10 protein-coding genes are annotated in these 12,947 nt (G+C 70.0%); 1 reads left to right on the forward strand and 9 read right to left on the reverse strand.

All coding sequences use genetic code 11. The features are described 5' to 3' along the window. Positions 1-189: 189 nt before the first annotated feature. The 7 genes from Q0654_RS15805 to Q0654_RS15835 form a co-directional block, all read right to left on the reverse strand. Positions 190-3,699: a PAS domain-containing hybrid sensor histidine kinase/response regulator gene (locus tag Q0654_RS15805; protein ID WP_298855647.1), complete on the reverse strand. Its 3,510-nt coding sequence runs from the start codon at positions 3,697-3,699 to the stop codon at positions 190-192. Between the two features lie 80 nt (positions 3,700-3,779). Then, positions 3,780-3,965, reverse strand: coding sequence for a DUF2256 domain-containing protein (locus tag Q0654_RS15810; protein WP_298855649.1), 186 nt, complete (start codon positions 3,963-3,965; stop codon positions 3,780-3,782). After that, entirely contained in the window at positions 3,962-4,672 is a 711-nt protein-coding gene (locus tag Q0654_RS15815) for a 4'-phosphopantetheinyl transferase superfamily protein (RefSeq protein ID WP_298855651.1), read from the reverse strand. The genes Q0654_RS15810 and Q0654_RS15815 overlap by 4 nt, the downstream gene beginning before the upstream one ends. A gap of 114 nt (positions 4,673-4,786) precedes the next feature. Continuing rightward, entirely contained in the window at positions 4,787-6,133 is a 1,347-nt protein-coding gene (locus Q0654_RS15820) for an outer membrane beta-barrel protein (RefSeq protein WP_298855653.1), read from the reverse strand. 48 nt (positions 6,134-6,181) lie between these two features. Continuing rightward, entirely contained in the window at positions 6,182-6,910 is a 729-nt protein-coding gene (locus Q0654_RS15825; protein ID WP_298855656.1) for a CpsD/CapB family tyrosine-protein kinase, read from the reverse strand. Beyond that, entirely contained in the window at positions 6,907-8,469 is a 1,563-nt protein-coding gene (locus Q0654_RS15830) for an XrtA system polysaccharide chain length determinant (protein ID WP_298855658.1), read from the reverse strand. Before Q0654_RS15830 ends, Q0654_RS15825 begins: the two co-directional genes overlap by 4 nt. Next, the gene (locus tag Q0654_RS15835; protein WP_298855660.1) at positions 8,466-9,062 is read right to left on the reverse strand and encodes an XrtA/PEP-CTERM system exopolysaccharide export protein; all 597 of its coding nucleotides are present in this window, start codon (positions 9,060-9,062) and stop codon (positions 8,466-8,468) included. The genes Q0654_RS15830 and Q0654_RS15835 overlap by 4 nt, the downstream gene beginning before the upstream one ends. A 121-nt stretch (positions 9,063-9,183) precedes the next feature. Here Q0654_RS15835 and Q0654_RS15840 point away from each other — a divergent pair, with 121 nt between their 5' ends. Next, on the forward strand, positions 9,184-9,888 hold the full coding sequence (locus tag Q0654_RS15840) for a hypothetical protein (RefSeq protein ID WP_298855661.1): 705 nt from the start codon (positions 9,184-9,186) through the stop codon (positions 9,886-9,888). 133 nt (positions 9,889-10,021) lie between these two features. Here Q0654_RS15840 and dinG read toward each other — a convergent pair whose 3' ends face one another. Both dinG and Q0654_RS15850 read right to left on the reverse strand, forming a co-directional pair. Then, complete coding sequence (dinG, locus tag Q0654_RS15845) at positions 10,022-12,145, reverse strand: ATP-dependent DNA helicase DinG (protein ID WP_298855663.1); 2,124 nt, start codon at positions 12,143-12,145, stop codon at positions 10,022-10,024. A 12-nt stretch (positions 12,146-12,157) separates the two neighbouring features. Beyond that, entirely contained in the window at positions 12,158-12,613 is a 456-nt protein-coding gene (locus Q0654_RS15850; protein ID WP_298855666.1) for a YchJ family metal-binding protein, read from the reverse strand. Positions 12,614-12,947: the final 334 nt, after the last annotated feature.

Raw genomic sequence — 12,947 nt, forward strand, 5'->3', positions numbered from 1 at the left:
GTCGAATCGGGACGGCAGATGGACGCGTCACGCGCCTGCCAAGGGCGGCTGCGACAACTGTCCGCCTTGCTTCATACCATCACCCGGCCTGCATGTCCGTTGCGGAATTGTCGGCCGACCGTAGAAACACGTCGTCAAGCGCGTCAGATCAAGCCTTTGCGCGTCGTTGCGCCGGGCCGCGAGCGGCGCCTATCCTGCCGCAGGCGGACGCTCCCGCCGCTTCGACAGGGCCGCGATCAGCGCGCGCAGGGCCGCGGGCCGCACCGGTTTGTTGAGCAGCGGATAGCCGGCCTCGCGACAGCGGCGCTGCAGCGCGTCGCCGCTTTCCGCGGTGATCAGGGCGCCGGGCGGCGGCGTGGGTGCCAGCTCGCGCCGCAGGATGTCGAGGACCGCCAGGCCGTCGAGACTCTCGCCCAGATGCAGATCGATCAGCAGCATGTCCGGACGCGCCTGGCGCACCTGCTGCAGCGCCGGCTCCAGCCCGGTCACGGTGTCGACCTGCAGGCCCCAGCGTTCGAGCAGGGCACGCATGCCTTCGAGGATGCTCGGGTCGTTGTCGACGCAGAGCACGCGCAGGCCGGCGACCGGGCCCGGGCTGCTTTCAACCACTCGCGGCGCCACGATGTCGGCCAGCGCCGCGCGCGGCGCGCGCACGCTGAACACGCTGCCGCGGCCGGGCAGCGAGCGCAGCGCGATCGGATGATCGAGCATGCGGGCGATGCGCTCGCAGATCGAGAGGCCAAGACCGAGGCCCTTCTCGCCCCAGGGCGAAGGCTGGTCGAGCCGGTGGAACTCCTGGAAGATCGCGGCGCTGTGCTCGGAGGAAATGCCCGGGCCGGTGTCCCAGACCTGGAACTCGACGCTGTCGCCGCGCGCCCGCACGGCCAGCAGCACGCCGCCGTGCTGGGTGTAGCGCAGGGCGTTGGCGACGAAGTTCTGCAGGATGCGCCGCAGCAGGCCGCGGTCGCTGCGCAAGGCCAGCGGCGGCGCGTGCACGCGCAGCTCCAGCCCGCGCTGTTCGGCCATCGGGGCGAACTGTTCCTGCAGCGAATGACAGAGCTCGGCGGCCGCGAACACGGTGGGCTCGGGCTTCAGCGAGCCGGAGTCGAGGCGGGAGATGTCGAGCAGGCCGTCGAGCAGGTCTTCGGCGGCGCGCAGCGCGCTGTCGATGCGCGAGGACAGCAGCCGCGAATCGGGGTCGGCATGCGGCTTGGCCGCGAGTGCCGCGGTGAACAGGCGGGCAGCGTTCATCGGCTGCAGCAGGTCGTGGCTGGCAGCGGCCAGAAAACGGGTCTTGGACTGGTTGGCGGCTTCGGCCTCCTGCTTGGCGGCGCGCTGGGCCTCAAGCGCATGGGTGAGTTCGCCGGTGCGCTGGGCGACGCGCTGCTCCAGGGTCTCGTTGGCATCGATCAGCGCGTGCTCGACGCGCTTGTAGGCGGTGACGTCGGTGAAGGTGGTGACGAAGCCGCCGCCGGGCATGGGCCGGCCGCGCATCTCGATCACGCTGCCGTCGGCGCGCACGCGCTCGAACACGTGCGGGCTGCCGCGCTGCATGTAGCGCACGCGCTTGGCGACATGCTCGTCGACATCGCCGGGCCCGCACTCGCCGCGCTCGGCGTTGAAGCGGATCAGGTCGGCGACCGGGCGGCCGACATAGACCATGCCCTCCGGGTACTCGAACATCTCCAGGTAGCGCCGGTTCCAGGCGACCAGGCACATCTCGGCATCGACCACGCTGATGCCCTGCGAGATGTTCTCCAGCGTCGCCGACAGCAGCTCGCGGTTGAAGCGCAGCTCCTGCGAGGCCTCGTCGAGCAGCGAGACGACTTCGCCGAGGTCGAGGCCCGATCCGCGCAGGGCGGTGGTCAGCACGCGCCGCGCCGAGGCGCCGCCGATGGCGCCGGCCAGCAGGCGTTCGGTGTACTGCAGCAAGCCGCGCTCGGCGGCGTCGGCATCCGCCAGCTCACGCCCGGTTTCGCGGGCGTAGTCCTCGAAGGCACGGGCGGTGGCGCGCGCACCGAGGATGCGCTCGGCGATCAGTCGCAGGTCCGCCACCGAAAGCCGGCCGCGCCACTCGGTGACCGCACCGACGGGGCGCCGGTACCAGGGGTCGAGAAAGGGCAGCGCACGCAGGCGCTCGTCGATGCTGGGGCGATAGCGCAGCGACAGCAGGATCAGCGCCGCGCTGTTGAGCAGCAGGGTCCAGAAGGTGCCGTGGGTGATCGCGTTCCAGCCGCTCAGCCCGAACAGCGCCTGCGGCTCCAGGAAGACGAAGCCGAACGGCCCGCTGCGCGTCCACTCGGCGTCCATCCAGCCAGCGTTGGCCAGCGTCGGCAGCAGCAGGGTGTAGGTCCAGACGGCGAAGCCGGCGCACAGCCCGCCGATCGCGCCGATGCGGCTGGCGCCGCGCCAGTACAGGCCGGCGATGATCGCCGGTGCGAACTGGGCCACGGCCACGAAGGACAGCAGACCGATCTCGGCCAGATTGCTGTGGGTCTCGGCGGCGCGGTGGTAGGCGTAGGCCAGCAGGGCGAGCACGACGATGGTGATGCGGCGGACGCGCAGCACGAGCACCGAGAGATCGGGCGGTGCCCCCTGCGCGTAGCGGCTGGTGCGCAGCAGGGCCGGCACCACCAGGTCGTTGCTGACCATGGTCGCCAAGGCGACGGTGGCGACGATCACCATGCCGGTCGCCGCCGAGAAGCCACCGAGGTAGGCGAACAGCGCCAGTGCGTTCTCGCCGGCGGCCAGCGGCAGCCGCAGGACGTAGGAGTCCGGATGCACGCCGCTGCCGGCGAACAGCGATGTGCCGGCCGCGGCGATCGGCAGCACCAGCACGCAGATGACCACGAGGTAGAGCGGGAACAGCCAACGCGCATAGCGCAGGTCGCCGGGGTTCTCGCACTCGACGACGCCGACCTGGAACTGGCGCGGCAGGCAGAACATGGCGAGGAAGGCCAGCACGGTCTGGGCGATGAAGCCGTTCGGCATGGCGTCCAGGCCCTGGGCGGCCAGCGTGCGTCCGGACAGGGGGTTCCAGTCCTCGGGCACGTAGTGCAGCGCGAACAGGCCGACCGCGATGAAGGCCAGCAGCTTGACCAGGGATTCCAGCGCCACCGCCAGCATCAGGCCGTGGTGGTGTTCGGTGGCGTCGACCTGGCGGGTGCCGAACAGGATCGCGAACACCGCCAGCAGCACGGCGAGATAGAAGGCCGAATCGGCCAGCACCGCCTGGCCACCCGCCACGGCCTCGGTGCCGCTGAGCACCGCGATGCTCATGGCGCCTGCCTTGAACTGCAGGGCGATGTAGGGCACCGCGGCGATCACGGCGATCACCGTCACCAGGGCGGCCAGGCCCTGCGACTTGCCGAAGCGGCTGCCGATGAAGTCGGCGATCGAGGTGATCGACTGCTCGCGGGCGATGTGGATGAGGCGCCGCATGATCCCGCTGAAGAACAGGAACAGCAGGATCGGCCCCAGGTAGATCGGCAGGAAGGCCCAGCCGTTGGAGACCGCGGTGCCGACCGCACCATAGAAGGTCCAGGACGAGCAGTACACCGCCAGCGCCAGGCTGTAGACGATGGGCCTCAGCCAGGTCCGCTCGGGATACAGCGGACGGCGATCGCCGTAGTAGGCGACCGCGAACAGGATCGCGATATAGACCAGCGAAACCAGCAGCAGCACCCACCCGGCGATCATCAGGCCCCTCCCCGGGGTGATCCGGTCCGACACCTGCGCCACCTGTGCCGGGTCGCGCCGGGCGCGACTCGAACGGTGGACTAGCGTGTTTTCTTGTGGGGTCGGATGGTAGCAGCCGCAGCCTGGGGCGCCGCTCCGCGCGGCGTGCCGCGGCGACAGGCGTCCGAGCAGTAGATCACCGCGTCCCAGCAGCGCTCCCAGCGTTTGCGCCAGCTGAAGGGGCGCTGGCAGACCGGACAGGTCTTTTCCGGCAGGGGCTTCTTCATGCGGCCGAGCCGGCTTCCAGCGATGCGTGCTGCAGCTGCTGTGCGGGCAGCAGGCGCAGCAGACACAGCGGCCGCGCCGGCGGCGTCTGCGCCAGCGCCGCGCAGTGGCCCGGCGCTGCCGCCAGGGTCCGCAGCAGGAAGCGTCCACCGTGCGCGAGTTCGAGTTCGCCCTCGGCGGCCTCGAAACTCGCCGGATCGGTGCGCAGGCCGAGCCCGCAGGCCTTGAGCGCCGCTTCCTTGCGGGTCCAGCTTTCGGTCAGCAGTTCGACGCGATGGGCCAGCGGCGCGCGCCGCCAGCGTTCCAGCTCGGTTGGCGCCAGGATCTGGCGGGCCAGCACCTCGGTATCGCGCTGGATCAGGGCCTCGATGTCGATGCCCACCGGCGCGCTGTCCAGCGCCAGCAGGGCTTGGCCGCCGCAGTGGCTGAGCGAGAAGTGCAGGTCGGGGACATCGGCCAGCACCGGCTTGCCGAGCGCGTCGGCGACGATCCGCAGGGACTGCGCGGGCTGCGCGGTGGCCCAGCCAAGCAGGCGGCGCAGGGCCGTATGCGCGGCGATGAAGCGCCGCTGCAGCAGCGGCGTGGCGAAGCGCACGGCGCGCGCGCGCTCCTCGCTGTCGAGCAGCTCGAAGTCGGCTTCGAGGGCGTCGAGATGCAGGGCGACCACGCGCGTGCAGGCGGCGTCCTGCAGCAGGGACCTCGCAGTCACGGGTGCGGTGCTCCAGCGGGGATTCGAAGCGGCAAGTATGCCGCGGCCGCCGCTGGGCTTCGCGGTCGGGCATGCCGCGCGCCGGCGGTCCGCGCCGGCGGCGCAGGGCGGCGCTCAGTCGCGTCGATACAGGATGCCCAGGAAATAGCGGTTCTCCTCGAAGGCCTGGCTGGCGAGGTCGCTGCTGCGGCGCGCGCGGCTGGCGCCGACCTCCACTTCGAGGTTGCGCAGCCACTGCCAGCGCAGGGCCAGACCGACCAGGCTGTCCTGGTCCTCGCGGGCGTCGAGCAGGTATTCGCGTCGATCGATGCTGGCATACAGGTTGAGGCTCAGGGTCTCGCGCAGGGGCCGCGACAGGCCGAGGCTGGCGCCGCGCACCTTCTGGTCGAGTGCGTCGCTGCGCGCGTAGTCCTGGTCGCGCCAGTAGGCGTCGATGCGCGAGAACAGGCCCGCGCCGCGGCGGGTGTGGCCGATGCCGAAACGGGTGTCGCGGTAGACGTCAGGGTTGAGGAAGGTGCTGCGCAGGCTGGGCAGCCCCACCGGGAGTTCGAAGTCCTCCAGGCGCGGCGCCGCGCCGATCAGGTCGGCGACCGCATCGGAGTACTGGCGGGCCGCGCTCAGTTCGACGCTCTGCGCTTCGTCCGGCAGCCAGCGTGCGTTGAGCCGCAGCAGGCTGCCGTCGCGCGATTCGGCATCCTCGAAGTCGATCCGGCTGGCGCCCACGTCGATCGACAATTCGGTGCGGGCGGCGCGGCGGTCCCAGCGCAGGAAGCCGTCGAGACGCTCGAAGGACTGCACGGTGGCGCTGGTCCGCTCGAAGCGCGTATCGCTGTACTCGAGGTGGGCAGAGCCCGCATGGGTGGTCGAGAACTGGCGCAGGCCGCGCAGGGCGAGGTTCCAGCGGTCGCTGTTGAATTCGCGCGTGCGCTGGGCCCAGGAGTCGACATAGCGCAGCTCGGCCAGCACGCGGGTGCGCGGATCCGGGCGCAGGCTGAGCGTGGGACCGGTCACCAGCACATTGGTGCGCTGCTGGTTGTCCGGGCGGTCGATGGCGAAGGCGTCGATGGGCTGGCGGCCGAGGTAGTCCTCGAAGCTCCAGCTCAGGCGCTCGGGCAGGATCCGCCAGGCCGCGCTCAAGCCCATGCGCGTCCGCAGCTCGCTGTCGAAGGCGCCGTCGCGGTAGTCGCGGAATTCGGCGTCCCCCGCCGCCTGCACGCTGAAGCGCTCGCCGTCGCCGGACAGGGCGAAGGCCAGGTTCGGCAGCAGCACGGTTTCGCTGATCGGCTCGGCCGGCGTACGCCGGATGTTGTCGCTGTGCTCGATGCCCAGGCCGAGCCGGTAGTCCAGCCTCAGCGGGCGCTCGCCGGCGACCTGGGCCTGCAGCGGCAGGCATGCGAGGGCCAAGGCTGTGGCGAGCGTCGCTGCGGCGGCCACGGGAGGCGTTCTGGTTTGCAATGCCATGGGGGTGCTCCTCGGGTCGGCGCCAGCGGGCAGGCCGCGGCGTGAGGCTCAGTTCGGAACGCGGTTGAAGGCGACGCCGGCGAGGCGGACGCGGTCGAGCACGGCGATGGCTTCCTGCACGGCCGTCGGCGTATCGCGGCCGTAACCGGCAACCAGCACCGACAGCTCGGCCATGGTCGAGAGAATCCGGGCATCCGGCGAAGCGGCGACGGCGGGCGCATCGAGGATCACGCTGACCGCGTCGCTGGTGCCGCGCAGCGAGTCCAGCAGCAGGCGCATCCGCGCCGAGCCCAGCAGGTCGCCGCTGGCTTCGCGGCGCGGTCCGGCCGGCACCAGCAGCAGGCGCGGCACGCCCGTGGCGTGCACGACCTGCTCGACGCGGTCGACCCGCCCTTCGAGGAAGTCGACCAGGCCATAGGCGTCGGCGGCGACATCCACCCGGCGATGCAGCTGCGGTGCGCGCAGGCAGCAGTCCACCAGGATGACCGTGCGGCGCTCGTCGAAGGCCATCGCCGAGGCGAGGTTCAGCGAGACGAAGCTGCCGCCGCTGCCGTGAGCGACCGGCACTACCAGCAGGCTCAGGCTGCCGCCGCCGACCCGGGCGAGCAGCTGGGTGCGCAGATCGCGGAAGGCGTCGGCCGGCCGCGAATCCGCCATGTCGTGACTGACGATGCGGCGCGCCTGCAGCTGGCTGCCGGTGAACGGCGCGAGGCTGCCGCTGCGCTGGGCCAGCGCCTTGCCGACCTGCTGTGGTTCGACTTCGTGACGCTTGCTCACAGCACGATTACTCCGCGGCTGATCGCCGCCCAGGCATACAGGCACAGCACGCCGGTCACCACCAGCAGTGCCGTGGCCAACTTGATGAGGGTGCGCCGACGATCCGAGCGCGTCCGCAATTCCGGAATGCTGACCAGCACCGGCACCGGCAGGGTCTGCGCCAGGGCCTGCGCGCTGCGTGCTCGCGGATCGATCTGCAGCAGGGCGAACAGCAGGCCCAGCGGCACCGCCATGCCCAGCCCGAGACCCGCCGCGGCGAAATGCATCAGCCGCAGTCCGGTCGGCTGCAGCGGCAGGGCCGCGGATTCCTGGATGCGGAAGGTGAGGCCGCGCTGCTCGGCATCGAGGCTCATCGAGACCCGTGCGTTCTCGCGCCGGCGCAGCAGGTCCTGGTAGATCTCGCGGTTGACCTCGTAGTCGCGGGTCAGCTCGGCCAGCGAGGCCTCGCTGTCGGCGACGCGGCGCCCGCGATCGAGCTCGGACTGCAGCAGGGATTCGTTCTCGCTGATCCGCGCGCGCAGGGCCGCCATGTCGCTGCGGACCCGCGCGAGATCGGAGCGCAGCTGCTGGTAGAGGGGGTTGCTGGCCGCGGCGACGTCGCTGCCGCGGGCGCCCGAAGCCTCGGCCTGCTCCTCGCGGGCGAGCGCCGCCTGGGTGTCTTCCAGCTGGTGGCGCAGACGCACGACGTCGGGATAGGAATCGGTGTAGTCCAGCCGCAGGGTGTCGAGCTGCGCCTGCAGCTCGGCGATGCGCAGGCGGAACTGGGCCGAGCGCGAGCGCAGGTCGGAGACTTCCGCCTCGCCGCTGATCTGCGCCTGCAGCGCGGCCTCGCGCATCTGCAGTTCCGAGAGGTTGGTGCGGGCGCCCTCGATCTGCGAGCGGATCTCGGCGACTCGGGTGCGGACATCGATGTCGGTGCCGGGTCGCGCATCGAGGTTGGAGGCGCGGAACTGCTTCAGGCGCTCTTCGGCGTCGGTGAGCTTGCGGTGGTATTCGTCGACGCGCGCAGCGATGAACTCGAAGGCCTCGCGGCTCTCGCGCTCCTTCGCCGCGAGACTCTCGCTGATGAAGAACTCGGCGTAGCGCGAGGCCACCCGGAAGGCACGCTCGGGATCGGCATCGGTGTAGGTAATGCGGATCAGGTTGGCGCCCGGGCTGTCGACGCGGGTGCGCTGCTTGATCTCCTCGACCAGGCGTTCGCGCGCCAGCGGCTCGATGACCGCTTCGTCCCAGCCACCGGCCTTGAGGATCTCGGTCATGATCGCGCGGCTGAAGATCACCTCGCGGGCGATGCGCGCGCGATCGGCGACGCCGGTCGGCACGGCACGCCCTTCCATCAGCGGCGCAATGATGTTGGCCTCGCCGACCAGGATGGTGCTGGCGGACTGGTACTTGCGCGGCATCAGGATGCCCGCCGCCAGGAAAGCCAGGGCGATCAGGCCGAAGCCGGCCAGCAGCAGGGCGCCGTGCCGGCGCAGCTCGGCCAGCATCATCGGCAGGCGTTCGAACAGCTCGGCGCCCGGCGAGCCCGCCGGGCCCGGCAGGGCCTGCGGTTTCACAGGGCGCGCTCCGGAACGGTGATGACGTCGCCCGGCCGCACTTCGATGTTGGTGTCGAGGTCGCCGCTGCCGAGGATGGCGCCCAGTCGAACGGGCAGGGTCTGGGTGGCCTCACCTTCGCGCCGGTACAGCCGGGTCCGGTTGGCGGCGGCGAATTCATTGACTCCGCCGGCCTGCAGCACCGCATCCAGCACGGTCATGCCCTGTCGATGCGGAATCGAGATCGGCGTCCGCACCGCGCCGGTCACCCGCACGCGCGAGATGAACTCGTGGCTGCGCAGCTCGGTGAGGATCACCGCCACCTTGGGGTCACGGATGTAGGCTGCGAGCTGCTCCTCGATGTCGCGCGCGACCTCCTCCGGGCTGCGGCCGCCCGCCAGCACGTCTCCAATCAGCGGCACCGAAATGCGCCCGTCAGGCCGCACCGGTACGCTCACGCTGAGCTCCGGATTGCGCCAGACCGAGACCTGCAGCTGATCGTCAACGCCGATCCGGTAAAGGTCGGCGCCTTCCTGCGCCGTCGCAGGCACAGCACAGGCGAGCAGAACGAGGACGGCGAAGAGCTTGTGCAGCAGGTGGTGTCGGCGGCTCACGCGGGGCGCTCCTGACGGCGATGTATCCAAGCGGCTCTGTGAAGGCTTCCGCAGAACCGCGCACGCTGAGATGATAAGAGCTTCCGGGCATAATGAGAAGCCCGTCACACTTGCTCAGCGCATGCCGACCGACGACTACCTCGCCGACTATGCCCTTCTCGGGCTGCAGCCCGGTTGCAGCATGGAGACGCTGGAGCGCACCTGGCGACTGGCCGTGCGCGAGCTGCATCCGGATCGCGCCCACGACAGCCTCGACGTCGAGGCCCGCAGCCGCAGGCTGCACGAGCTCACCGGCGCCTATCGTCGGCTGCGACAGTTCGGCCGCGAGCATGGACGCCTGCCGGGCGGCATGCTGCGGCCCGCCACACCTGCAGCTGCATCGGTTGCTGCTGCTCCGGGCCCGGGTGCCGAAGACAGTGCTGGAATGGGAGCCGCCTCCAGCGGATCTGCGCCGGCGCCGCTCGGGCCGTCGCCGCGGCGCGGCAGGGGCGCCATCGTGCTCGCGTCGGCTGTCGCCCTAGGAGTGGTGTGGGCACTCACGCCCAGTCCGGAGGAGACGCTGGACCCGGAGTACGGGGCCGCGCCCACGCGGACGCAGGCCCCTCGGGCCGTGGTCCAGGGCGGTGCCGCTGCGGTGTCGCCAAGCCGTCGGATCCGTGTCGGCAGCACCGAAGCACAGGTGGAGCGTCTGATCGGCAGCCCGCTGGTCAGCGCGCCCGACGTCTGGGAGTACGGTCCCTCACATGTGCGCTTCGAGCGCGGGCGTGTGGTCGGCTGGTACAGCTCGCCGCTGAAGCCGCTGCCTGTTGACGTGGAAAGCCGCTGAAGAGTCGGGGGAGCCGGCAGAGTTGCTTGGTCGCGCGGTCCAATCCCAGGGCACGCGATTCCGGTTCCAGGCCCCGCTGTCGCCGCCCGCTCCCCGTGGCGAACCGGTGGGAAGGGGTTGCAAAGCAATGGCTTCAGCCCAGTTCGCGGGCGAAATCCGGGAGCGCTGCGAGCATTCTCGAGCCATAGCGTCGGCTGAGCACTCGATTGTCGAGGATCACGATCCGGCCGGTGTCGCTCTCACCGCGAATCAGACGCCCGCAGTACTGGATGAGGGTCCGCGTCGCCTGCGGGATGGTGACCTCGACGAAGGCATTGCGACCACGCGCTTCCAGCCACTCGGCGTAGGTGGCACCCACCGGATCGGTCGGCACGGCGAAAGGGAGCTGGGTGATGACCACCGTCTCGCACAGACGGCCGGGAAGATCGAGGCCCTCGCCGAAACTGGCGAGACCAAACAGGGTGCTGCCGAGTCCGGCCTGCACGGCGGCAGTGTGCGCAGCAATCAGGGCGGACTTGCTGCGCGCGCCCTGGGCGAGCACGCGCATGCGCCGCTGCGGCGGTAGCAAGGCCAGGCTCTGTTCGAGCTTGGCCTTGGAGGTGAAAAGCACAAGGTTGCCCTGCCCCCAGTCGAGATGCTCGTCCAACCACTGCACGAGTTCGGCAACGTGGGCGTCGCGCTGGTCCGGGGACGCCTTCATTCTCGGCACCTGCAGGCGGGCCTGATGCCTGAGATCGAAAGGCGAGGGCAGAGCCAGGGTGTCGGCGTGATCGGGCAGGCCGACCTGGGCGGCATAGCTGCGGAAATCTCCCCCCAGCGAGAGCGTGGCGGACGCCAGCACCACACCGGCGGCCTGCGGCCACAGCACGCGGCGCAGGGTGGGCGCCGCCGATACTTCAGAGGCATGGCAGACCAGGCTGCCGTCGTCGGCGCGCTGCAGCCAGCGCGCGCGCGGCGGAACGTCGGGCGGTTCTTCTTGCGACCACAGCCACCACAGCGTCGCTTGTCCCTCAAGACGCTCGCGGGCCAGGCCAAGTTCGCGCGCGACGGTTTCGCGGCGATCAGGCGGGAGCTCGCTCTCAACGACCGCCTTGAGTGCCGATGGCAGCCAGCGCAGCAGCTCCTGGGTCCGCGCAGAGAGGGCCTGCGCCAGTTGCCTCCACTGCTCGGGGAGCTGACCCAGGCTCGCCCTCCACTGCGCCTGTTCGCTGGCCGCATCAAGTGGCCAGGCGCGGTCCAGTTCAGTAGCAAGCCTGTCCAGGCCTTCAGCGAGCTCATCCAGCAGCGTGTCGATCTGGGCCGCATCCAGACGCCCGATCCGCTCGCGGCCTGCCGCCAGGAATACCGCGCGCAAGGGGGCCCCCAGGCGCTGAATCCGTCTTCGCGCATCGACCAGGGCTACCTCCGCACTGCCGCGGTCAATCGCCTTGCTCGGCAGGTGATGGGCTTCGTCGAACACGTACAGCGTGTCGCGCGGCGCCGGCAAGAGGACGCCGCCGGAGCCGTCCTCGTCGCGGCCGAGTTCAAGATCTGCGAGCACGAGATCGTGGTTGGCCACCACCAGCTGTGCCCGCTGCAGGCGATTGCGGGCGATCACAAACGGACAGCTGACGATGAATGCACAGCGACGGTTGCTGCACCCGCCAGCGGAAGTGGTGATCAGACGGCGCGTGTCGTCTTCGATCGCGGCTGGTGCACGGTCCAGGTCGCCGTCCCACTGTCCGCCCTGCAGCAATCGGAGGAGCTCGGCAAGCTGTTCGGCTTCCCCGGCCCGAGGCGGGCGAGGCCAGGCAGCAGTGACTGGTTCCGTGCCGAAGTCGAAGCCCCCTTGGGGGATGTCTGCGTCCTTCCGGGTCAGTTCATGCAGATTGCGTGTACAGGCGTAGCGCTGCCTGCCCTTGGCAAGCACGATATCGGCCTGCAGCCCGCTGGCGGCCAGGAAGGCGGGGATGTCCCGCTCGACGAGCTGTTCCTGGAGCGCCACGGTGGCCGTTGCAATGACCAGCTTGCGGTTGCGCGAGAGCGCCAGCGGCAGTGCCGCCAACAGGTAGGCCATCGACTTGCCGGTGCCCGTTGGCGCCTCCACTGCCAGCACACCGCTCGGCTCAGCCAAGGCGCGTGCCACCGCGGCGATCATTTCGCGCTGGCTCTGCCGCTGCACGAAACCGGGCAAGCGGGTCCTGACGGCCAGATAGCGCGCGCGGATTTCTTCCTTCAGCGCGGCGTCGAGTCCCGCCGGCGGCTCGGCGGCAGTCATGTTCGGGTTTGCTTACTTGGGGCCGATTTCGCCGTCCACATAGAACCAGACGCCGTTCTCATTGAGAAAGCGGCTGCGTTCGGCCAGGCGCTGTGCGGGGCCGCCACCGACCTTCACACGCGCAATGAAACTGACCTCCTGCCGCTGGGGATCCAGCGTTCGGTGGGAGATCACCTGCAGGCCGAGCCAGTGCGTACGCAGTCCGGGGCGATCGGCAAGGTCCAGCGTGGGCGGCCGGGTGCTGGGATGCCAGGTCGCAAGCAGGTAGTCGACGTGCTTGCGCACGTATGCACTGTAGCGTGCACGCATCAGCGCAAGTGCGTCCTTGGCCTGCACATTGTTCGCGTGAAGGGGTCCGCAGCAGCGTTCATAGCCCTTGCCGCTACCGCAGGGGCAATGAGCCTGGGCATCACTACTGCTGGAAGGCTGCCCGCCGTTCGCGGTCAGCGTGGAGGCGTCATTGAACATGGGCTTGGGTCATTTCGACGGGACCCAACAGGATGGGGTCAGCAGCCGCTCAGGGCAAGAGCGCAGGCACAGGTCCACCTCAAGTATCTGTGCTTTCGTTCAGCCTGCGCACTGGAGCTGTCGAATGTCGCCGAGAGCAGGTTGCTGCGCCGAATGACATGCCCCGCTGTTGAGCGGGCAGTATCGCCGTCGCAGCAAGGAGTTCGGCGTCTGCCGAGGCGGATCCGGCCGCACGGCGATGCGTGACCGCAGACCGGCGAATGTCTGAGTGCCAAGTCGCAAAGAAAAAGGGCTGTCCCTATTGGGACAGCCCTTTGGTGTAAGGCCCTGGCGA

Source organism: uncultured Aquimonas sp., from assembly GCF_937888285.1.
Taxonomy (GTDB): Bacteria; Pseudomonadota; Gammaproteobacteria; order Xanthomonadales; family Xanthomonadaceae; genus Aquimonas.

Bases quoted from the DNA above. Each gene is read 5' to 3' on its own strand.
- Q0654_RS15805 (WP_298855647.1), bottom strand. From the start codon at position 3,699: ATGATCGCCGGGTGGGTGCTGCTGCTGGTTTCGCTGGTCTATATCGCG.
- Q0654_RS15850 (WP_298855666.1), bottom strand. From the start codon at position 12,613: ATGTTCAATGACGCCTCCACGCTGACCGCGAACGGCGGGCAGCCTTCC.
- dinG (WP_298855663.1), bottom strand. From the start codon at position 12,145: ATGACTGCCGCCGAGCCGCCGGCGGGACTCGACGCCGCGCTGAAGGAA.
- Q0654_RS15840 (WP_298855661.1), top strand. From the start codon at position 9,184: ATGCCGACCGACGACTACCTCGCCGACTATGCCCTTCTCGGGCTGCAG.
- Q0654_RS15820 (WP_298855653.1), bottom strand. From the start codon at position 6,133: ATGGCATTGCAAACCAGAACGCCTCCCGTGGCCGCCGCAGCGACGCTC.
- Q0654_RS15810 (WP_298855649.1), bottom strand. From the start codon at position 3,965: ATGAAGAAGCCCCTGCCGGAAAAGACCTGTCCGGTCTGCCAGCGCCCC.